At 68.3% G+C, this 18,740-nt stretch carries 21 protein-coding genes; 17 read left to right on the top strand and 4 right to left on the bottom strand.

Translation table 11 applies throughout. The features are described from left to right. Positions 1–5: 5 nt before the first annotated feature. From ABZ562_RS17300 to ABZ562_RS17285, 4 genes are read left to right on the top strand one after another with little or no spacing between them, the layout of a single operon-like run. On the top strand, positions 6–575 hold the full coding sequence (locus ABZ562_RS17300; RefSeq protein WP_361479638.1) for an FAD-dependent oxidoreductase: 570 nt from the start codon (positions 6–8) through the stop codon (positions 573–575). Next, positions 509–1,312, top strand: coding sequence for an oxidoreductase C-terminal domain-containing protein (locus tag ABZ562_RS17295; RefSeq protein ID WP_361479635.1), 804 nt, complete (start codon positions 509–511; stop codon positions 1,310–1,312). Before ABZ562_RS17300 ends, ABZ562_RS17295 begins: the two co-directional genes overlap by 67 nt. 28 nt (positions 1,313–1,340) lie before the next feature. Further along, complete coding sequence (locus ABZ562_RS17290; RefSeq protein ID WP_361479632.1) at positions 1,341–1,796, top strand: nuclear transport factor 2 family protein; 456 nt, start codon at positions 1,341–1,343, stop codon at positions 1,794–1,796. 56 nt (positions 1,797–1,852) lie between these two features. Further along, complete coding sequence (locus ABZ562_RS17285; RefSeq protein ID WP_361479630.1) at positions 1,853–2,671, top strand: SDR family oxidoreductase; 819 nt, start codon at positions 1,853–1,855, stop codon at positions 2,669–2,671. 208 nt (positions 2,672–2,879) lie between these two features. Here ABZ562_RS17285 and ABZ562_RS17280 read toward each other — a convergent pair whose 3' ends face one another. From ABZ562_RS17280 to ABZ562_RS17270, 3 genes are all read right to left on the bottom strand, one after another. After that, complete coding sequence (locus ABZ562_RS17280; protein WP_361479627.1) at positions 2,880–3,632, bottom strand: helix-turn-helix transcriptional regulator; 753 nt, start codon at positions 3,630–3,632, stop codon at positions 2,880–2,882. 246 nt (positions 3,633–3,878) lie between these two features. Next, complete coding sequence (locus tag ABZ562_RS17275) at positions 3,879–4,046, bottom strand: hypothetical protein (RefSeq protein WP_361479624.1); 168 nt, start codon at positions 4,044–4,046, stop codon at positions 3,879–3,881. 6 nt (positions 4,047–4,052) lie between these two features. Continuing rightward, complete coding sequence (locus tag ABZ562_RS17270; RefSeq protein WP_361479621.1) at positions 4,053–4,877, bottom strand: IS5 family transposase; 825 nt, start codon at positions 4,875–4,877, stop codon at positions 4,053–4,055. A gap of 359 nt (positions 4,878–5,236) precedes the next feature. Between ABZ562_RS17270 and ABZ562_RS17265 the strand changes: the two genes are divergently transcribed. Genes ABZ562_RS17265 through ABZ562_RS17225 form a run of 9 tightly spaced genes read left to right on the top strand, consistent with a single transcriptional unit; the run spans position 5,237 to position 12,735 of the window. Next, the gene (locus ABZ562_RS17265) at positions 5,237–6,454 is read left to right on the top strand and encodes a cytochrome P450 (RefSeq protein ID WP_361479618.1); all 1,218 of its coding nucleotides are present in this window, start codon (positions 5,237–5,239) and stop codon (positions 6,452–6,454) included. Then, entirely contained in the window at positions 6,454–7,332 is an 879-nt protein-coding gene (locus ABZ562_RS17260; RefSeq protein ID WP_059211965.1) for an SDR family oxidoreductase, read from the top strand. The genes ABZ562_RS17265 and ABZ562_RS17260 overlap by 1 nt, the downstream gene beginning before the upstream one ends. A gap of 39 nt (positions 7,333–7,371) precedes the next feature. Beyond that, complete coding sequence (locus ABZ562_RS17255) at positions 7,372–7,692, top strand: 2Fe-2S iron-sulfur cluster-binding protein (protein WP_361479614.1); 321 nt, start codon at positions 7,372–7,374, stop codon at positions 7,690–7,692. 16 nt (positions 7,693–7,708) lie between these two features. Beyond that, the gene (locus ABZ562_RS17250) at positions 7,709–8,968 is read left to right on the top strand and encodes an FAD-dependent oxidoreductase (protein ID WP_361479611.1); all 1,260 of its coding nucleotides are present in this window, start codon (positions 7,709–7,711) and stop codon (positions 8,966–8,968) included. 44 nt (positions 8,969–9,012) lie between these two features. Further along, positions 9,013–9,843 carry an enoyl-CoA hydratase-related protein gene (locus tag ABZ562_RS17245; RefSeq protein WP_361479608.1) on the top strand — a complete coding sequence of 277 codons (831 nt, stop codon included), beginning with the start codon at positions 9,013–9,015 and terminating at the stop codon, positions 9,841–9,843. Next, entirely contained in the window at positions 9,844–10,287 is a 444-nt protein-coding gene (locus tag ABZ562_RS17240; protein WP_361479605.1) for an OB-fold domain-containing protein, read from the top strand. It abuts the gene before it with no gap. Then, complete coding sequence (locus ABZ562_RS17235; RefSeq protein ID WP_361479602.1) at positions 10,287–11,432, top strand: thiolase family protein; 1,146 nt, start codon at positions 10,287–10,289, stop codon at positions 11,430–11,432. The genes ABZ562_RS17240 and ABZ562_RS17235 overlap by 1 nt, the downstream gene beginning before the upstream one ends. Before the next feature lies 1 nt (position 11,433). Continuing rightward, positions 11,434–11,973, top strand: a complete 540-nt coding sequence (locus ABZ562_RS17230) for an SDR family oxidoreductase (RefSeq protein ID WP_361479599.1) — start codon at positions 11,434–11,436, stop codon at positions 11,971–11,973. A gap of 9 nt (positions 11,974–11,982) precedes the next feature. Further along, complete coding sequence (locus ABZ562_RS17225; RefSeq protein ID WP_361479596.1) at positions 11,983–12,735, top strand: SDR family NAD(P)-dependent oxidoreductase; 753 nt, start codon at positions 11,983–11,985, stop codon at positions 12,733–12,735. Here the strand turns inward: ABZ562_RS17225 and ABZ562_RS17220 are convergent, their stop codons facing one another. Beyond that, on the bottom strand, positions 12,736–13,350 hold the full coding sequence (locus ABZ562_RS17220) for a TetR/AcrR family transcriptional regulator (protein ID WP_361479593.1): 615 nt from the start codon (positions 13,348–13,350) through the stop codon (positions 12,736–12,738). 168 nt (positions 13,351–13,518) lie between these two features. On the opposite strand from ABZ562_RS17220, the gene ABZ562_RS17215 reads away from it, so the two are divergent. The 4 genes from ABZ562_RS17215 to ABZ562_RS17200 are packed head-to-tail and all read left to right on the top strand — an operon-like array spanning position 13,519 to position 18,720. Next, entirely contained in the window at positions 13,519–14,520 is a 1,002-nt protein-coding gene (locus tag ABZ562_RS17215; protein ID WP_361479590.1) for a CoA transferase, read from the top strand. Beyond that, the gene (locus tag ABZ562_RS17210) at positions 14,517–15,746 is read left to right on the top strand and encodes a CoA transferase (RefSeq protein ID WP_361479587.1); all 1,230 of its coding nucleotides are present in this window, start codon (positions 14,517–14,519) and stop codon (positions 15,744–15,746) included. The genes ABZ562_RS17215 and ABZ562_RS17210 overlap by 4 nt, the downstream gene beginning before the upstream one ends. Next, positions 15,746–17,221 (top strand): aldehyde dehydrogenase family protein, encoded by a 1,476-nt coding sequence (locus tag ABZ562_RS17205; RefSeq protein WP_361479584.1) that lies wholly within the window; start codon positions 15,746–15,748, stop codon positions 17,219–17,221. Before ABZ562_RS17210 ends, ABZ562_RS17205 begins: the two co-directional genes overlap by 1 nt. After that, complete coding sequence (locus tag ABZ562_RS17200) at positions 17,221–18,720, top strand: CoA transferase (protein ID WP_361479581.1); 1,500 nt, start codon at positions 17,221–17,223, stop codon at positions 18,718–18,720. The genes ABZ562_RS17205 and ABZ562_RS17200 overlap by 1 nt, the downstream gene beginning before the upstream one ends. The last annotated feature ends 20 nt before the right edge of the window (positions 18,721–18,740 follow it).

The following is an 18,740-nucleotide window of genomic DNA, read 5'->3' as shown; positions in this document are numbered from 1 at the left end:
CGGTCATGTCAGCACGCGCTCTCGACGAACGAGTGGTCGTGGTCGGGGGTGGTCAGGCGGGAGGCGAGCTCGTCGCTCGCCTCCGTGCCGGCGGTCACGCCGGTGAGATCGTACTCATCGGGACCGAGCCGCACCTGCCGTACACCCGTCCCCCTCTGTCGAAGACCTTCCTCCGAGGCGAGGCGCAGGTCGAGGAGCTGTTCCTGCGCTCGGCTCGGTTCTACGAGGAGCAGGACATCACCGTCTTGGCCGGCGCCACCGTACATAGCATCGATCTGCACGCCAAGACGCTCGAGTGCGATGAGGGCACATCCCTCGCCTGGGACAAGCTCGTTCTCGCGACAGGCGGACGCTCGCGCCGCCTTCCCGACGCCACGCTGAACGATGCCTCGAACGTCCACTATGTGCGGACGATCGACGATGCGGCTCGTCTGCGGGCCGGAACACGGCCGGGTACCCGGTTCGCTGTGGTCGGCGGGGGGGGTACGTCGGTCTGGAAGTCACCTCGGTGCTCCGACGGCTCGGAGCGGAGGTCACGGTCATCGAGGCCGCCGATCGACTTCTTGCCCGCGTGACCTCTCCGCCGGTGTCCGATTTCTTCCGGCAGCTGCACGAGGAGGAGGGCGTGGACGTCCGCCTTGCCTCACAGATCGAGAGTTACGAGTACGTGAATGGCGACGTCGCCGCGCTCCGACTTTCCGACGGATCGGTGATCGAGGTGGACCAAGTCCTCATCGGCATCGGGATGATTCCGAATGACGACCTCGCGCGAGCAGCTGGTCTCACGGTGGACAACGGTATCGTCGTCGACGAGTACTGCCGCGCCGGGTCGGACGTCTACGCCATCGGCGACGTCTCACGACACCCCGATCCCCAGAACGGTGGATTCCGGCGCCTCGAATCGATGCCCAACGCGGCTGCGCAAGCGCGCCACGCCGCGGACGACATCCTCGGCACGCCCGCCCCGTATGTCGACGTTCCGTGGTTCTGGAGCGATCAGTACGACGTCAAGCTCCAGTGCGCCGGTCTGAACACGGGCTACGACGAGATCGTGGTCCGCGGCGACATCACCGTCGGTCGCCAATTCACCGTCTTTTACCTGAAAGACGGCCGTGTCTGCGCCGTCGATTCCGTCGGACGTCCCGCCGAGTACGCGGCGGGCAAGGCGCTGATCGCCGGCGCAGCGCCCGCAGACCGGCAGACGTTGGCGGACCCGTCGATCCCGCTGCGCGCCAGTCGCCGCTCGCGCGAGACATCAGGCGGCGATCGCGAGCACTGCTCTCTTCTTGTCACACCCCAACTTTCCCGCTGAGGACATTCCATCGAAAAGGAGCGAGCTTATGAATCGATTTGCCGTTACGCACCTCACCGACCCCGACCAGACCGAGGCCACGCGAAGGATTGTCACCTCCTTCTTCACTGCGCAGATCGCCGGAGATCACGAGGCGGTGTCGAAGGTCGCGTCCCCGGACATGACCGTCTGGGTCCTCGGGGATTTCTGGTGGAGCGGTATGCACGACCTGGCGGACATGGCGGTCATTCGCGATTCGTGGGTGGGCGGCCTCAAAGACGGCGGTGCCGACTTCTCCGTAGAACTCCTGTCGGTGCTGGCGGACGGTAATCGCGCTTCGGTCGAGACCCGGATCACCGCGACGTGGGCGGATGGTCGTCCATACGAAAGCCTGTGCCACATCGCCCTGGATGTCGCGGACGGCAAGGTCGTCGGGTACCGAGAGTACTTCGACACTGCCTATGAGGTGACTTTCCGCCAGGCGGAGCGGCCGACCAACGCCTGACGAGCGGCGCTCAGACGTCACCGCCGATCGTACGCACATCGAGAGAACGGAGAAACATGAGCAAGACCTGGTTCATCACCGGCGCCGGACGGGGCTTTGGTCGAGAGTTCGCCACGAGCGCCCTGGAGCGGGGCGATCGCGTGGCCGCGACGGCTCGAGACGTATCGGCGCTGGGCGATCTCGTCGAGCGGTACGGCGACGCGCTCTTGCCGCTAGAGGTCGACGTGACCGACCGCGAGGGTGTCTTCGATGCGGTCGCTCGCTCCGTGCAGACCTTCGGCCGCCTCGACGTCGTCGTCAACAACGCCGGATACGGCCTGTTCGGCACGGTCGAAGAGATCAGCGTCCAGCAGCTGCGAGACCAGCTCGAGGTTAACCTGTTCGGCGTGCTGAATGTGACGCAGGCGGTTCTCCCCGTCCTGCGGGAGCAGGGCGCCGGGCACATCATCCAGATCTCCACTATCGGGGGCGTTGTCGCCTTCCCGACGTTGGGCGGATACCACGCGTCGAAGTGGGCGCTCGAGGGGCTCTCGGAATCTCTTGCGCAGGAGGTCGCCGGCTTCGGCATCAAGGTCACCCTCGTCGAGCCGAGCGGCTACTCCACCGACTGGGGCGGGAGCAGCGCGACCCATGCCGACCCCCAGCCGCAGTACGACGGTCTGCGCGCAGCGATGGCCGCGCAGCAGGCGGGTGGCAAGATCGCCGACCCCACGGGGGTGGGGCCGGCGATCCTAAAGATCGCGGATGCCGATCAGCCGCCGCTGCGGGTGTTCTTCGGCTCCGTTCCGACCGTCATCGCACCGCAGGTCTACGCGCAGCGGCTGCAGACGTGGGAAGAATGGAAGGACCTCTCGGTCGCGGCCGACGGCGACTGACCGCGGACGGGGGGGTGGGTACCTGCGGTGCTCACCCCGTCTGCCATTGCCCCGCAGTTCGAGGGTGACGAATGAAAGATAACGCGTGACACCGCCGCGTCGACTGGACCAGTCACGGAAACTCCAGAACGTCCTGTACGACCAGAACGTCCTGTACGAGAGCGGCGGGATCTGGGTCCTCTTGGCGAAGGTATGGGGTTCGAAAAACTCACTTGCAAGGTTTGCCTGCGATGCGCTCTTTCGTCAGCCGATGGAAGGAGGCGGCACCCCCCACCGTCCGCGCGATCATCAGTCGGCGCAACGAGGGCTCGGTGAGCCGGGCTCTCACCCCTGGGTGAGCCGTCACCGAGCGTGCTGCACCCGGCGATCGGCACCGTTCTGCGCAGCTGGCCCGCAGACGCAGCGTGGAGACCATCTCGGCCGCGCACCGCTCCCAGTCCATGTAGAGCTCGCGAGCGGCCTCGTTCAGGAACATGAACCGGGCCAGGTTGCGCTCCCGGTGCGGCAGCTTTTCGAAGTCCGTGATCAGTGCCCGGGCCAGCTGGTTCGACGCGAGTACGTCCCCCCGGAGGCCCAGGACGAACGCCGGTGACCGGCCCTCCAGCATCCGCAGCATGCTGTACACCCCGGGACGCACCCGCTGCGGCCGCGCGGGCCGCGCCCGGGCCGCTCGGTGCGGCCTGGGCCGGGCCAGCTCGAACAGGTACGCGCGCTCGACGGTGTCCAGCCGCAGCGCCCTTGCCACGGCGTCCAGGACGGACTCCGACACGTTGAGCTGCCGGCCTTGCTCCAGCCGGGTGTAGTAGTCCGTGCTCACCCCGGCCAGCCGTGCCAGCTCCTCCCGCCGAAGCCCCGGCACCCGGCGGGTGCGGCCTTCGTCGGTCGGAATCCCGGTCTCCTCCGGGCTCAGCCGTGCCCGGCGCGACCGCAGGAATTCTCTGAGCTCGGCGCTTTGGTCCATGACTCAAGTATGGGAGGGCCGTTTGGGCCGTTGGGGGCCAAAAGTAGGTCTGCCAGACCCACGCAGATCGCGCGGCGGGGGCGGTGCGGTCCGCCGGGGCCCACAGGGGGCCTACGGCTCGGTGAGCCGGCTCAGCCGTTCCTGGAACAGGTCGAGGCGGGCCTGCAGCAGTGCCGCCTCCGCCGCGAGTTACGGAAGCACCTGCTCGGGACGCACGACGAGTGGATCGCCTTCCCCGGCCGCTACCTACCCGAAGGCGGCATCCCGGCGGGTGGTCGCCAGGGCGGCCACTTCGCACTCGATGGCGGCCGCTTCGGCGGCGAGCTTGGCCTGCTGCTCGCGCAACTCGCCGAGGGCAGCCGCTGCGGCTGCTTCGCGGGCAGCGATCAGGTCAAGGACGGTGGTGGTGTTCACGCCCGTTCACCGCCAGGACGGTGTGGTGGTGCCGGTCAGCCGGCGCACGAGGTTCGCCGCCGAAGCCCACAGAGTGCGCGACACGCTGGATTCCGGGCGGCTTTCGTACTCGCGGGTCAGGCTGCGGTGCAGCATCAACGTGCCGTTGACCTGCTCGACCACCCGCCGCTTCGCGATCGGCACGAACCCGGGCTTGGTGTCGCTGCGCTTGACGATCTCGACGTCGACGCCGAGCACGGCGCCGTGGATGCCCAGGTCGTGCTTGAACCCGGCGTCCACCCATGCCCGGGTGACGGTCGGCGTGTGCTCGACGACCTTGTCCAACAGGCGCACCCCGATCGCGCTGTCGGTGACGCTCGCGGCGGTCACCACGACCGCGATGATCAGCCCCAGCGCGTCCACGGCGACACCGCGTTTGCGGCCGGGCACTTTCTTCCCGGCATCTTTGCCGGTGGTTGCGGCCGGGACGTGGTTGGCGGCGCGGATCGACTGGGTGTCCAGCACGACCGCGGACGGGTCTTCGCGGCGGCCGGCCTTCTCGCGGGCCTGGCAGCGCAGCAGATCATGCTTGGCGTGGTCGGTGCCGTCGTCCCGCCACAACGCGAAGTAGTAGTAGGTCGCGGACTTCGGTGGCAGGTCATGCGGTAGATACGCCCACTGACAACCGGTCCGGTTCTGATAGAAGATCGAGTTCAGGATCTCCCGCAACGAGTAGCGGCCTTGATGCCCCGACACCGACGGATGCTTCGCCTTCCAGGCCTCCAGGAACGGGCCCACGACCGCCCACTGCTCGTCGGTGAAGTCACTGGGATACGCCTTCCGCTCGCCCATGACCAGCTCAACCCGCGACCCCGCCAACAGGGCATCGGCGCGGCTCGAAGGTCACGACATCGAGCGATGACGAACTACAGAAAGCTCACAAACCGCCCTCTGAGCGTATCCACCGTGGCCCGCACGGCGAACGCTGCGCGGGCCCGTTCGTCCAGACGCTCTTGCGGGTGACGCGTCAGGCGTCGATCAACGGCGACGTGCTGCGGTGAGTGTCGCTTGCCGTGCCGACGCCGCACCCTCGCAACCACGGCGAAATCTGGCAGCCATCTCGTTGACTCAACTGACTAGTTGGCATACGCTCCCCTTAACCCGATGCGAGGACGCATCGAACGGTTCTAGGAGGAATCGTGGTTACGGGTGTGGAGACGAACCAAATCCCCGATCTGACCGACCCCCAGACGTTCGCCACAGGCGTGCCGCACGAAGCTTTCGCACGCCTGCGGGAAACGCCGGGATTCCATTGGCAGCCCACAGAAATAGCGACGGCGAACGGCGGTTTCTGGGCCGTCACCCGGTTCGCCGACATCGTGGAAATCGAGTCCAACCCGGCGCTGTTCGCTTCTCAGCCGGGAGGAGCCTGGCCGTCGACGAATCTGTCGCCCGACCCGGCCGAGAACCCGCTCTACAACAACCTCATGATGATGGATCCGCCGCGGCACAGCTCTGTGCGCCGGGTCGCCGCCGCGGCCTTCGGGCCCCGGATCGTCAAGAACTTCGACCCGTGGGTCCGCGAGATCGTGGTGGAAGTCCTCGAACGGATCGAGCGCCTTGACGAGTTCGACTACATCCTCGAGGTCGCCCAGATCATCCCCTCTTTCGTCATTGCCCGCGTGCAGGGTGTACCTGCCGAAGACCGGCAGTGGATCGTCGACCAGACGCTCGCGTCCTTCGAAGCCATGCAAACCGCCGACGTCAACGCGGTGGGGGAGGTCTTGCATAAGACGCACGTCTATTACCGCGAGAAACTCGTACCGGAGAAGCTGCGCAATCCCCAGTCGGACATGACGAGTGTGCTGATCCATGCGGCAGAACGCGGTGAGATCACCGAAGCTGAGGCTTACGACTTCCTCAATTTGCTCCAGGCGGCGGGCTTCGAGACGACGCACACGCTTATCGGTCAGTCCATGCGCATGATTCTCGAAAGCCCGGAGATCGCCGATAAGACGTTCCGCGGCATCGAGGAACTCGGCCCGGACAAGGTGATCGAGGAATTCCTGCGGTTCATTACGCCGGCGATGTTCATGTCGCGCACGGCGACGCAGGACACCGTGGTCGGTGACCAGCAGGTTCGCGAGAACGATCTGCTGAACCTCTATTTCACGGCGGCGAACCGTGATCCTGCCGTCTTCGCGAACCCGGACGAGTTCGATCCGTGGCGCACCGAGACCGCTTCGCTGGCGTTCGGTAGTGGCCCACACCGTTGCATCGGCAACGCGCTGGCCAAGCTCGAGCTGCGCATCCTCTTCGAGGAGATGGCGAAGCGGGACTTCCGTTTCCGGCTCAACGGTGCACCGCAGCGGGGCTGGTCCACGTTCATCAACCAGATCCGTTCGCTTCCTGTGGCAAGGGTTTCCTGATGGAGAACAAGACAGGGCTCGACGGCGAGGTTGCCGTCGTCACCGGCGGAGCATCCGGCCTCGGCCGAGGGATCGCCCTCGAGCTGGGCGCTCGCGGCGCGCGCGTGGTCGTCAGCGACATCGACGACGAAGGCGGCGAGCAGACCGTGGCCGCGATCACGGAAGCCGGCGGTGCGGCCGCCTACGCTCACGCGGACGTACGGAGCGGGGAAGAACTGCGGCAGGTGGTACGAGCCGCACAGTCGCAGTTCGGTCCGGTGACCACCGCCGTGGTCAGCATCATGGCCGGCAACGGCGGCGGGCGTATCTGGGAACACGACCTGGACGACGTCCGTGCGATGTTCGACGTCTTCGTGTTCGGGACGTTCTCGGCGGTGCACACGTTCGGACCGGCGTTGATCGACACCGCCCGGTCGGGGCGGGCCGCTCGCCTGCTGCTCGTCGGGTCGGAGCACTCGCTCGGCGTTCCCCCGCACGTCTTCGCGGCGAGCGCCTACACGACCGCGAAGTACGCGACGCTGGGCATCACCGACACGGCTCGCCGGGACTTCGAGGGGACGGGTGTCTCGGTCACCCTGCTGGCTCCCAGCTGGGTACGCACCGAAAAGGTCGTCGAGCTCGTCCGCTCCTCTCCGGAACTGGCCCGGGCCATCGAGCCGCACGCGCAGAACACCCGGGACGTGGCGCGGGCCGCGGTCGACGGTCTGCTCCGCGGCGACTACATCACCGCTACGAACCCGGTGATGCGGTCCTTCGTCATCGAGCACGCACGGGACGTGATGACGGCCGTCCAGATGCTGCCGGTGGCCGCTGAAGCCGGCCACGCCCACGACGGGACCGGCGACGCGTCGCGGTGCCCGGTCGTCGACCAGTTCTGAACTCGCGCAGAGACTTGCATGGATCGGAGTACCAGAGGTATGGCACGAGTGACTTATGTGCAGCCCGACGGCAGCAGCACCACGTGCGCAGCAGACGGCCGCAGCTTGATGAAGGTGGCGGTGGAGAACCTCGTGCCGGGGATCATCGGCGAGTGCGGGGGTGACCTTTCCTGCGCGACGTGTCACGTGTTCGTCGACGAAGCCTGGTTCGGGAAGCTCAAACCGCGTAGTGATGACGAGGAGTCCCTACTCGACGTCACGTCGGAGGAGCCCACCGAGACGAGTCGTCTGAGCTGTCAGATAACGCTGACCGACGACCTCGACGGCATCGTCGTCCACGTTCCCTCGACGCAACGCTAGGCCGCGGGGTGCAGAGATGATGGAGCCGACCAGAGACTCGCGTGTGCTAGTCGTCGGGGCGGGACAAGCGGCAGGCGAGCTCGCCGGTGCGCTACGGGCGGGCGGTCACGAGGGCCACGTGACCCTCGTGGGTTCTGAGCCGCACTTCCCCTATACCCGGCCGCCGCTGTCGAAGGCTTATCTGCGGGGTGAGGTGGCGAGTGCGGAGTTGTATCTGCGCCCTGCGGACTTCTACCGCGACCACGACATCACGGTGCACCGGGGCGTGGCGGTCGAGTGGGTCGATCTGCGCGGCCGGAGGGCCGGCTGCGACGACGGTTCCGTGCTCGACTGGGACCGGATCGTCTTCGCCACCGGCGGGCGCCCGCGCCGCGTCGCCGACCCCGGCCTCGAAAGCGCCGGCAACGTCCACTACGTCCGCACCATCGAGGACGTGGAACGTCTCCGGCGGACGACGATCGCCGGCTCCCGCTTCGCCGTCGTGGGGGGCGGGTACGTCGGGCTCGAAGTGGCCGCGGTGCTGCGCCGCCTGGACGCGCGGGTGACCGTCATCGAGGCCGCCGATCGGCTCCTCGCGCGGGTGACCTCGCCGGTGGTCTCCGAGTTCTTCCTCCGTGTCCACACCCAGGAGGGGGTGGACGTCCGGCTCTCGGCCCAAGTCGAGCTCTTTCAGATCGAGGACGGAAACGTCTCCGCGGTGGTGCTGGGCGACGGCTCTCGGATCCCGGTGGATCAGGTGCTGATCGGCATCGGGATGGTGCCCAACGACGAGGTCGCCGCGCGGGCCGGCCTGGACGTGGACAACGGCATCGTCGTCGACGAGTTCTGCCGGACCGGGACCGCCGGCGTCTACGCCATCGGCGATGTCGCCCGGCACCCCGATCCGCTGAACGGAGGGCTGCGCCGGCTCGAGTCGATGCCGAACGCCGCAGCCCAGGCCCGTCTCGTCGCCGAGGACATCCTCGGGCGGGGGCGGCCCTACAACGACCTTCCCTGGTTCTGGTCGGATCAGTACGACGTCAAGCTGCAGGCCGCCGGGTCGAGTGCGGGCTACGACACCGTAGCGGTTCGCGGTGACGCTATGTCGGGGCGCCGCTTCTCGGTCTTCTACCTCCGCGATGGCGTGGTGCGCGCGGTCGACGCCATCTGCAGCCCCGCGGACTTCGCGGCCGGAAAGGCGCTCATCGCTTCGAGCGCCATCGTCCCCCTCAGCGACCTCCAGGACCCGGCCGTCCCCTTGCGCAGGAGGCGATCCTTCACCTCCGAAGCGTCCTAATTCCCGCGACTGATCGGCCGCACAAGCAAGAGAGGAGACACCTTATGCCGGAGACCGACCAGTCGCCGCGCCCGGGTGTCAGCACGGAGCGAGACGGCGCGATCCTGATCGTGCGTCTCGACCGCGAAGACGTCCACAACTCCCTCGACCCCGACTCGATGGTTCTGCTGCGGCACACCCTCGAAGACTTCCGCGACGACGACTCGCTCGCCGTCGGAATCCTCACCGGAGCCGGCACACGGGCGTTCTGCGCCGGATCCGACCTGCGCCGCACGCCGCCGGACGGCAGCCCCTTCGCGAAGGCCCTGCTTGAGCCGTGGGAGCAGGGCGTGAGCAACGGCGGCTACGTCCGGGCCATCACCCTCAACGAGATCGGCGTCGGCAAACCGCTCATCGCCGCTATCAACGGTCACGCCGCGGGCGGGGGCCTGGAGATCGCATTGAACTGTGATCTGCGGATCGCCTCGACCAACGCCACGTTCTCCCTGCCCGAGGCCCGCTGGGCGAGCCTTCCCGCCGTCGGCGGCCTGTCACTCCTGCTGCGCGCCATCCCGCCGGCGGTGGCGATGAAGATGGTGCTGACCGGCGAACGGATCGGCGCCGCCGAGGCGCACCGCGTCGGTCTGGTCAGCGACGTGTACGAGCCGGAGCAACTGCTCGGCGCCGCGTGCGAGCTGGCCCATCGGATCGCGGCGAACGGTCCGCTCTCCGTCCGGGCTATGACCCAGCTCGCCCGGCGCAGCTATGAGCTCCCGCTCAGCCAGGCGATCGCGATGGAGCAGGCCATGTGGGGCCTGCTCCGCGACACCGGCGACCGGGCCGAAGGACGCCGGGCCTTCGGAGAACGACGTTCCCCTAAGTACGGAGGACAGTAAATGCGCAACGAAACGGCCCCGACAGGCGTCGCTACCAGAGTCGTCGCCGCCGAATACTTCACGCACGGCGACGACGGGGTGCACCTGCGCATCACCGAGTGTCGGAACTGCTCCAGCCGCTGGTTCCCGCCCGTCGCGATCTGCTCGCGGTGCGCCGGAACGAACCTGACCGACGTCAACAGCGGCACGACCGGTGTCGCCTACGCCTCCACGGTCGTCCGCGTCGGACCGCCCGGATTCCCCGCCCCCTACGTTCTCAGCTACGTCGACATCGACGGTGTACGGGTGCTCGCCCACACCGAGGGGGACTCCGCGCTGACGCCGGACACTCCCGTCGCGCTGACGCTGGGCGAGGTCGGCAACGAAGACGGAACGCCGCTCGTGTCGTACGTGGCTCGCGCGATCTCCGACGGCGTCGGAATCCAGACCGAAGGTGATCGGTAATGAACAACGTGTACATCGCCGGGGCGGCCGTGCACCCCTTCGGCAAGCACAAGACGCTGTCGGCCGCCAACCTCGGTGTCTCCGCCGCGGCGGCGTTGCTCGCCGACACCGGCGTCACGCCGGACGCGATTCAGGCCGGGTTCGTCGGCTCTGTGTACGGCGGCTCCCTCATCGCGCAGCGCATCTTGCAGCGGGTCGGGGTCTCCGGCCAGCCCGTGTTCACCGTCGAGAACGCCTGCGCCAGCGGCGGATCGGCGGCCAACCTGGCGTGGCAGGGCGTGGCGGCGGGCGTCTACGACTGCGTGCTGGTCGTCGGGGTGGAGAACCTGTCCGCGTTCGGCGGCGGGACCCTGCCGCTCACCACGGCCGACATCGAGATCGACCAGGGCGTCGTGATGCCGGCGACCTACGCGATGCGGGCGCAGCGCTACCTGCACGAGACCGGCGCGACGGTCGCCGACTTGACGAACGTGGCGGTAAAGAACCGCGGTAACGGCGCCTTGAACCCGCGTGCCCACCTCCGCAAGGCGGTCACCGCAGAAGAGGTGGAAGCCTCACGTCCGGTCGCCGATCCGCTCAACCTCTTCCACTGCTGTCCCAACAGCGACGGCGCGGCAGCGGTATTGCTGTGCAGCGAAGCCTTCGCGAAGCAGCTGGGACGGCCCACGGCCAGGATCCGCGCCAGCGTGGTGCGGTCGGGGCAGTTCCACACGTCGTACCGCGACATGACCTGGCCGGACATCACCGACCGCACCGCGTCGGCGGCGTACGAGATGTCGGGGATTGCGCCGGGCGACCTGGACCTGGTCGAGCTGCACGACGCGTTCGCGATCGCGGAGTTCCTGCACGCCGAGGCGCTCGGCCTCACCGAACGCGGCAAGGCGTACCGAGCGGTCGCAGACGGAGAGTTCGCCATCGGAGGCCGCGTCGCGGTGAGCCCGAGCGGCGGACTGCTCTCCCGGGGGCACCCGGTCGGCGCGACCGGGGTGACGCAGCTCGCCGAGGCCTACTGGCAGCTCATAGGAACCGCCGGCGACCTCCAGGTTCCGAACGCCCAAGTCGCGTTGACCCACACGACCGGCGGCGGAATCTTCGGCGTCGACAACGGCGCGTGCTCCATCCACATCCTGACCGCGGAGGACTGACATGCCAGTCGTCATGATCGGATCCGCCCCGACGAACCTGACCGACACCGTTCTCGCGCAGCTGCGGGACGCCGGATGGGACGTCGCGCCGGACGAGAGTGGCCCGCTCGACGCCGTCGTGGTCGATGCGGGACTCGCCGAAGGGACCGTCAACAACACTGCCGTCGCGGAGTTGCTCGCCGGTGCCCGGCGATGGCCGTTCCACAGTGGCGACGCCGGCGGCGGCGCGATCGTCGTCGTCGGTAGCCGGGACCAGCTCGGCAGCGGCAAGCGCGCCGAGGCCGCGGCGGTCGCCGGCGCGCTCGCCTCGGTGGTGCGGAGCCTCGCGCTGGAGCTGGCACCGGCGCAGGTGCGGGTGAACTTGGTCGCGCCTTTCGACCCGTCCGTCGAGGACGTGCGCAGCCTGCTGCCCACACCCGTCGCCGTCGAGGATGTCGCCGCCACCGTCGCGTTCCTCGCCGATCCACGGAGCAGCTACATCACTGGGCAGATTCTGTTCTGCTGCGGGGGCGCCAGCCTGCTGTCGAGCCTGAGCGTCTGAGGGGGCATCGTGAAGCTCAAGGGGAAGACCGCTGTCGTCACCGGCGCGGCGCAGGGCATCGGCCTGGCCATCGCGACCGAGCTGGCTGCGCAGGGCGCGGCCGTCACGATCGCCGATCGGTCCGCCGAGGGCGCCGAACGCGCTGCGGCGGAGCTCACCGCATCGGGGCTGACCGCCTCCGCCGCGGGCGCCGACATCACCTCGGCCGACGCGGCCGACGCGCTGGTGACGGTGAGCGAAGAACGCCACGGGCCGCTGGACATCCTGGTCAACAATGCGGGCATCAGCATCAACAGCGGGATCAGGAAGTTGAGCGACGAGGACTGGAATCGCACCCTCGCCGTCAACCTGACCGGTGTCATGAACTGTTCGCGCGCGGCCGCCCGCGTGATGGCCGACCGGCGGTCGGGCCGGATCGTCAACATCACGTCGCGGGCGTGGCTCGGATGGTTCGGGCAATCGGCGTACTCGGCGTCGAAGGGTGGCGTGGTCTCGCTCAGCCGATCCCTGGCCATCGAACTGGCCCGCTTCGGGATCACCGTGAACGCGGTCGCACCCGGCCTGATCGACACCCCACTCATCCGCAACGAGACGCCGGAAGTGCTGGCGAAACTGCTCGCGGCGCAGCCCACGGGGGTCATCGGACGCCCCGAGGACGTGGCTTGGGCGGTTTCGTACTTCGCCGGGCCGGCCAGTGCTTCGACAACGGGCCAGGTGCTCTATGTCTGTGGTGGCAAGAGTCTCTACACCCGGCCGGCGTGATCAGGACCTGACGTCCTCCACGACGCGGGAAGCGAGGAAGCGGATCGTGTCCACCAGTCCTTCGACGAACGTCGGATCCGACGCCTCCCGCCCTGTGACCATGCGGGTGATCTGGGGCAGCGTGTCCGGCGCCATCGTCATCAGGCTGAACAGCAGAGCCAGGATCCTCGCGTCGACGCTCTCGCGCAGGGTGCCGTCGGCCTGGGCGGATTCGAAGACGCGGACCATCTGCTGCCACGCCTTGGTGCGGACCTGCTCGAGGACGATTTCGGACTCGCCGATCACATGCTCGGCGCCCTCCCAGGCCAGCAGACGTCGCCACTGGCGCTCACCGGCCGCCATGGTCTCCGTGATCACCGTCACGGCGTCCACGAGGCCCAGGCCCTCGAGTTGCTCCCACTGGGGAACGGAGCTGCTCACCATCCGTTCCAGAACCGCGTCTCGGAGGCCGGCCTTGCTCTTGTAGTAGTAGTACAAGAGCTGCTTGTTGCACCCGGCAGCCGCGACGACACGATCTGTTCGCAGGCCTGCGAACCCGTGCTCGGCGAGCTCTTTGATCGCGGCCTGAAGGATGCGCTCGGACGTGGAGTCTGGGGCCTGAACAGCTGCGGACATGCCAGCACCCTACGTCGGCTCAGGCTTGTCGCTCAAACATATGTAACCTATACCCCCGCTCATCCAACCAGTTGGTTGACATTCGTACCGAATCGGATAGGAGCACCGCATGAGCAGGCAGAACGCGGGTGCCGACGGGCAGCCGGCACCCGTTTCCGGGGTGCAGACATGACGCCCGTCCGTCCCCTCACAGGCCTGGTGGTCGCAGAACTCGACTCGTCTCTCGCGCTGGCGTTCTGCGGGAAGTACCTCGCCGGACTCGGCGCGGACGTCACGGTCTACGGACCACGACTCACCGAGTACGACGAGGTGGTCCGCGACTACGTGGACGACGGCAAACACCTCTCGACAGAACCGCGGCCGGCCAGAACCCTGGGCGACTACGACGTGGTCCTGACGTCCGACGTTCCGAGCGGGCTGCCCGACCACGTCGTCACCGTCGTCGTGACCGACCAGGGCCGCACGGGGCCGCACCCCGCGTGGGCGGGCGGCGACTTCCTCGCTCAAGCGCGCTCCGGGCTGATGTCACTGGTGGGCGTCGCGGACCGAGCGCCGCTGGCCATCGGCGGCCACCAGATCGCGTACTCGGCCGGACTGGCGGCCTTCACCGGCACCATGGTCGCCCTGCACCAGCGCGACAAGGACGGTCGCGGCCAGGTGGTCGAGACCTCTCTGCTCGAGGTCGCCGCCTACATCGAGTGGAAGGGCCGGATGTATCACCAGGCGGGCAACGTGCTCACTCGAGGAGACCGCTCCGGTCCGATCGTCACCGAGTGCGGCGACGGCCCGTTCGGCTTCTACTACCGCCCGACCGACTGGCCGGCGATCCTTCACGTGTTCGGCTCCGAGCGTCTCGACGATCCACGGTTCGCCGACCACCGGCAGCGGGTGCGCCATACCCGGGAGCTCGCCGAGGTCATCAGCGAGCTCTCCGCCGGGCTCTCGCGCGACGAGTTGTACCACCGGCTCCAAGCGGTCGGCGTACCAGCCGGACCGATCTACACGCCGACCGACCTGTTGCGTTCCGAGCAGTACCGCGAGCGTGGCTTCCTCGTGCCCATGGACGCCGCAGGGCCCGAGAGCATCCAGCCGGCGCTGCCGGTCACCTTCAACGGCGCCCGGAGCGCCGCACCCCAGCGTGTCGTGACGACAGGAGGAGAACACCGATGAGCGAGGACCACGATCACCCCCTGCCGCTCGCCGGTCTCCGGGTCTTGGACCTCGGGATCATTACGGCTGGCGCGGCCTCGTCGCAGGTGCTGGCGGACTTCGGAGCCGAGGTCATCAAAGTCGAGTCGACGACCTACACCGACCCCTTCCGCAACTGGTCCCAAATAGCGGACGGCGGATCGCCCGACCTCAACGCCAGCCCCGCCTTCAACGCCGTCAACCGGGGCAAGCTCGGTGTCGCGATCGACCTGAAGACCGACGAGGGGCGCACGGCGTTTCTCCAGCTCGTCGCCGAAGCGGACCTGGTGGTGGAGAACTTCCGCCGCGGGGTGCTCGAGCGGCTGGGCGTCGGCTTCGAACAGTTGAAGGCCGCGAACCCGCGGATCGTCCTGCTCTCCCTGAGCAGCCAGGGATCGACCGGGCCCGAGCGGGAATTCATCTCGTTCGGCTCCACGCTGGAAGCCATCGGCGGCCTGATGTCGGTCACCGGGTACGGACCCGGCGACCCGATGTGGACGGGGAACAACGTTAACTACCCCGACCAGCTCGTTTCCATCATCGCGCCGGGCCTGGCACTGGCGGCCCTGCGACTGCGCGACCAGACGAACGAAGCCGTCCACGTCGATCATTCCCAGCGCGAAGCGGTGACCAGTCTCCTGGGCCACGAGATCGTCCGCGCCAGCCGCGGTGACCGCTCATCGGCCAGCGACTCCAACACCCACCCGCGGCACGCGCCGCACGGGGTGTACCGCACGGACGGCGGGGACGACTGGATCGCGCTCTCCGTCCGGTCGGACGACGAATGGGCCGGGCTCTGCGAGGTTCTCGGCCTCGATGCGGTGGCTCGGGACCCACGCTTCATGACCACCGACGCCAGGTGCGGCCACCGTGCGGAGCTGGACGAGATCGTCGGCGCGGCCTGTGCGTCGCGCGAGAAGAGCGGGCTGGCCCATCAGCTGCAGGCGGTGGGCGTGGCAGCGGCCCCCGTACAGCGTCCCGAGGAGGTGCTGGACGACCCGCAACTGGCCGCACTCGGCTTCCACCAAACGGTGCCCGGTGACGCGACGATCCAGCGCGGCTTCGTCGCCAGACTCTCCCGGACTCCGGGGCGCGTCCGCCGCCGCGCGCCTCGGCTGGGTGAGCACACCGATGCCGTGCTCGGCCGGCTACCCGTATTCGAGTCCGCCATCGAGAGCGTCCGTTCACCAGATCAGGTAGGTCAATGATGAGCCCCACCAGATTTCCCGAGTTCAACATCGAGCAGCAGTACGACATGCTGATCGGAGACAGCTGGACGCAGTCCGCCACGGGTGAGACCTTCCGCTGCTTCGATCCGTATGATGACGTCGAGTGGGGGCACGTGCCCCTCGCCGCCAGCGCGGACGTGGCCCGCGCGGTCGACGCGGCGCAGGCGGCGTTCCGCACGTGGAGCCAGACGCCCGCCCATGAGCGAGCGGCGATCCTTACCCGGTGGGCGCGCGCGATCACCGACAACGTCGAGTCGTTGGCGCGGACCCAGGTGCACGAGAACGGCAAGACGATCGCCGAGATGCGCGGGGCGAGCGGCGCGCTCGCGGCGACGGCGGAGTACTTCGCCCAACTCGCGCTCGGGCCGGTCGGGCAAGTGATCGAGCCGGCGATGCCGCACCACGAGGCCTGGACCCTGCGTCAGCCGATCGGTGTCGTCGCGGCGATCACCCCCTGGAACAACCCGCTCGGGCTCCTCGGGTGGAAGCTGTTCCCGGCCCTGGCCGCGGGCAACACGATGGTGATCAAGCCGTCAGAGGTGACGCCGGTCTCGACACTGTTGCTGGTCCGGCTCGGCCTGGAAGCCGGGCTTCCCGCCGGCGTCGTGAACGTGGTCACCGGATTCGGCGCCACGGGTCAGGCACTGATTGACAACCAGGGGATCGACAAGGTCGCCTTCACCGGTTCGACCGCTACCGGCGCGGCCATCGCACAGCGCGTCGCACCGCGTTTCCTGCGCACCACATTCGAGCTGGGGGGCAAGGGCGCGCAGATCGTCTTCGCCGACGCGAACCTGGACCTGGCCGTGGACTCGCTCGTCAAGGGCATCGTCGCGGGTGCCGGGCAGGCATGCAACGCCGGCTCCCGCCTCCTGGTACAGGACTCGATCTACGACGACGTCGTGGCGCTCCTTCGCCAGCGCGTCGCCGGCGTCCGGATCGGCGACCCGCTCAACACCGCGTTCGACATCGGTCCCCTCGCGTCGCGGCCGCAGTACGAGAAGGTGACGCGGTATCTCGACATCGCCGACGACGACGGGGCCGAGCTCCTCGTCGGTGGACGTCGCGGACAGGAGATCGACGGCGTCGGCACGGGGCGCTTCGTGGAGCCGACGCTGTACGCGACGCCGGAATCCGCCTCCCGGATCCGCCGTGAGGAGATCTTCGGCCCGGTCGGCGCGGTCATCCGGTTCAAGGACGCCGATGACGCCGTCGGCATCGCCAACGAGTCACGGTACGGGCTCGTCGCCGGGCTGTGGACGAATGATCTCACGCGGGCGCACCGAGTCTCGCGACGCCTGGAGTCGGGTGTCGTGTGGATCAACACCTGGCGCGCGTTCAGCAACAATGTGCCCTTCGGAGGGGTGAAGAGCAGCGGCATCGGACGTGAGATCGGGCCCGACGCTCTCATGGAGTACACCGAGACCAAGTCCGTCTGGCTGGGGCTCCACTAATGGACCACCCAAGTCTCACGCCGCCCGAAGGAAAGCACGAACTCACTCGGTGGTTCACCCGGCAAATCTGGCAGAGCCTCGGCGAACCGTCGTCCGGCGCCGACTGCCTGCAGGTCAGCGGCGACGGCGATCTGGGAACACCTTTCCCGATCGCGGACCTCGCCGCGGCGTCCTTCGCCGTCAGCGGGCTTTCGGTAGCGTCCCTGCTGAATGCCGCCGGGCTGGACGCGCCGCCGGTCGCCGTCGACCGGCTGGAGTCGGTGGCGTGGTTCGACGTCCCGATGGCACCCACCCGCTACATCGACGAACCCGATCGACACGGGATCCACTCGCGGTGGATGGCCGAGTATCTCACTGCGGACGATCGGTGGATCCGGGTCCAGGCCTCCTTCCCATCGCTGCGGCGCCGCATGTGCGAGGCCCTGGACGTCGCCGAGGATCCTGGAGAGGTCGCACGCGCCTTTCGCGCCCAGACGGCCGAGGCGCTGGAGCATCAGCTGGTGGATGCCGGCGCCGTCGCCGCCATCGGCCGTTCACTCGCGCAATGGCGGGAGTCGGACCAGGGACGCGCTGTCGCGGCCGAACCCATCGCCGACGTTCGGACTACGACATCGCGGAGCGCACGGTGGTCCCCACACCCGTTGCGGCCCCTGCTCGGGGTGCGGGTACTCGACATGACCCGTGTGGTGGCCGCCCCCATGGCCACGAGATTCCTGGCCGCCCTGGGTGCGGAGGTGCTTCGGCTCGATCCTCCGGACGGGGACGAGGTGACGATGATGAAGGCCAACGACATCGTGATTGGCAAGCGGTGGGCGGTGCTGGACGCCAAAACCCCCGAGGGCCGGGCTCGGTACCGCGAACTGCTGGCCTCCGCGGACGTGTTCGTGCACGGGTACCGTCCGGACGCTATCGACGCTCTGGGCTTCGACGTGGACGCGCGCGCCGAGATCAGCCCGGGGCTCGTCGAGGTCACCCTCGACGCCTACGGCTGGACCGGCCCGCTGAGCCACCGCCGAGGTTTCGACACAATCCTCCAGTTCGCCACAGGGCTGGCGCACGAACATGCCCGGTGGGCCAACGAGGACCCCGGCCGTCGGCTTCCGCTGAACTCCCTCGGACACCGGGTGGACGGATCCCGGCCCCGGATCCTTCCCGTCGAGATCCTCGATTTCAGCACCGGGTACCAACTCGCCGCGGCCGCGATCAACGGTCTGCGCCGCCAGCTCATGACAGGGAAGGGCTCCCTCACGACGTTCTCGCTGGCGCGGACGTCGACACTCCTGGCACAGCCCGAGTTCACCGCCAGACCCGAGGTTATCGACCTGCCGTTGCCGCTGCCGACGGGAACGCGGGTCCACGAGATGAACCGACGGCCGTCCCGGCGGCTGGAGTTTCCCGTCCGAGTGGACGGTGTGGACCTGTACTGGGACCGCCCTGCGGAGGACGCGGGGTCGTCGGCCCCGCAGTGGGCGACGACCCGGGCGGGACAGGATCGATAATGCTCATCACAGAGGCAGGC

The organism is Streptomyces sp. NPDC019937, assembly GCF_040631655.1.
Taxonomy (GTDB): domain Bacteria; phylum Actinomycetota; class Actinomycetes; order Streptomycetales; family Streptomycetaceae; genus Streptomyces.
The sequence above is the reverse complement of the archived record's forward strand: the minus strand, read 5'-3'. Positions and strand labels throughout refer to the sequence as shown.

Coding starts and splice junctions, on each gene's coding strand:
- ABZ562_RS17300 (WP_361479638.1), top strand. CDS start 6: ATGTCAGCACGCGCTCTCGACGAACGAGTGGTCGTGGTCGGGGGTGGT.
- ABZ562_RS17290 (WP_361479632.1), top strand. CDS start 1,341: ATGAATCGATTTGCCGTTACGCACCTCACCGACCCCGACCAGACCGAG.
- ABZ562_RS17285 (WP_361479630.1), top strand. CDS start 1,853: ATGAGCAAGACCTGGTTCATCACCGGCGCCGGACGGGGCTTTGGTCGA.
- ABZ562_RS17280 (WP_361479627.1), bottom strand. CDS start 3,632: ATGGACCAAAGCGCCGAGCTCAGAGAATTCCTGCGGTCGCGCCGGGCA.
- ABZ562_RS17270 (WP_361479621.1), bottom strand. CDS start 4,877: ATGGGCGAGCGGAAGGCGTATCCCAGTGACTTCACCGACGAGCAGTGG.
- ABZ562_RS17260 (WP_059211965.1), top strand. CDS start 6,454: ATGGAGAACAAGACAGGGCTCGACGGCGAGGTTGCCGTCGTCACCGGC.
- ABZ562_RS17255 (WP_361479614.1), top strand. CDS start 7,372: ATGGCACGAGTGACTTATGTGCAGCCCGACGGCAGCAGCACCACGTGC.
- ABZ562_RS17250 (WP_361479611.1), top strand. CDS start 7,709: ATGATGGAGCCGACCAGAGACTCGCGTGTGCTAGTCGTCGGGGCGGGA.
- ABZ562_RS17245 (WP_361479608.1), top strand. CDS start 9,013: ATGCCGGAGACCGACCAGTCGCCGCGCCCGGGTGTCAGCACGGAGCGA.
- ABZ562_RS17240 (WP_361479605.1), top strand. CDS start 9,844: ATGCGCAACGAAACGGCCCCGACAGGCGTCGCTACCAGAGTCGTCGCC.
- ABZ562_RS17235 (WP_361479602.1), top strand. CDS start 10,287: ATGAACAACGTGTACATCGCCGGGGCGGCCGTGCACCCCTTCGGCAAG.
- ABZ562_RS17230 (WP_361479599.1), top strand. CDS start 11,434: ATGCCAGTCGTCATGATCGGATCCGCCCCGACGAACCTGACCGACACC.
- ABZ562_RS17220 (WP_361479593.1), bottom strand. CDS start 13,350: ATGTCCGCAGCTGTTCAGGCCCCAGACTCCACGTCCGAGCGCATCCTT.
- ABZ562_RS17215 (WP_361479590.1), top strand. CDS start 13,519: ATGACGCCCGTCCGTCCCCTCACAGGCCTGGTGGTCGCAGAACTCGAC.
- ABZ562_RS17210 (WP_361479587.1), top strand. CDS start 14,517: ATGAGCGAGGACCACGATCACCCCCTGCCGCTCGCCGGTCTCCGGGTC.
- ABZ562_RS17205 (WP_361479584.1), top strand. CDS start 15,746: ATGAGCCCCACCAGATTTCCCGAGTTCAACATCGAGCAGCAGTACGAC.
- ABZ562_RS17200 (WP_361479581.1), top strand. CDS start 17,221: ATGGACCACCCAAGTCTCACGCCGCCCGAAGGAAAGCACGAACTCACT.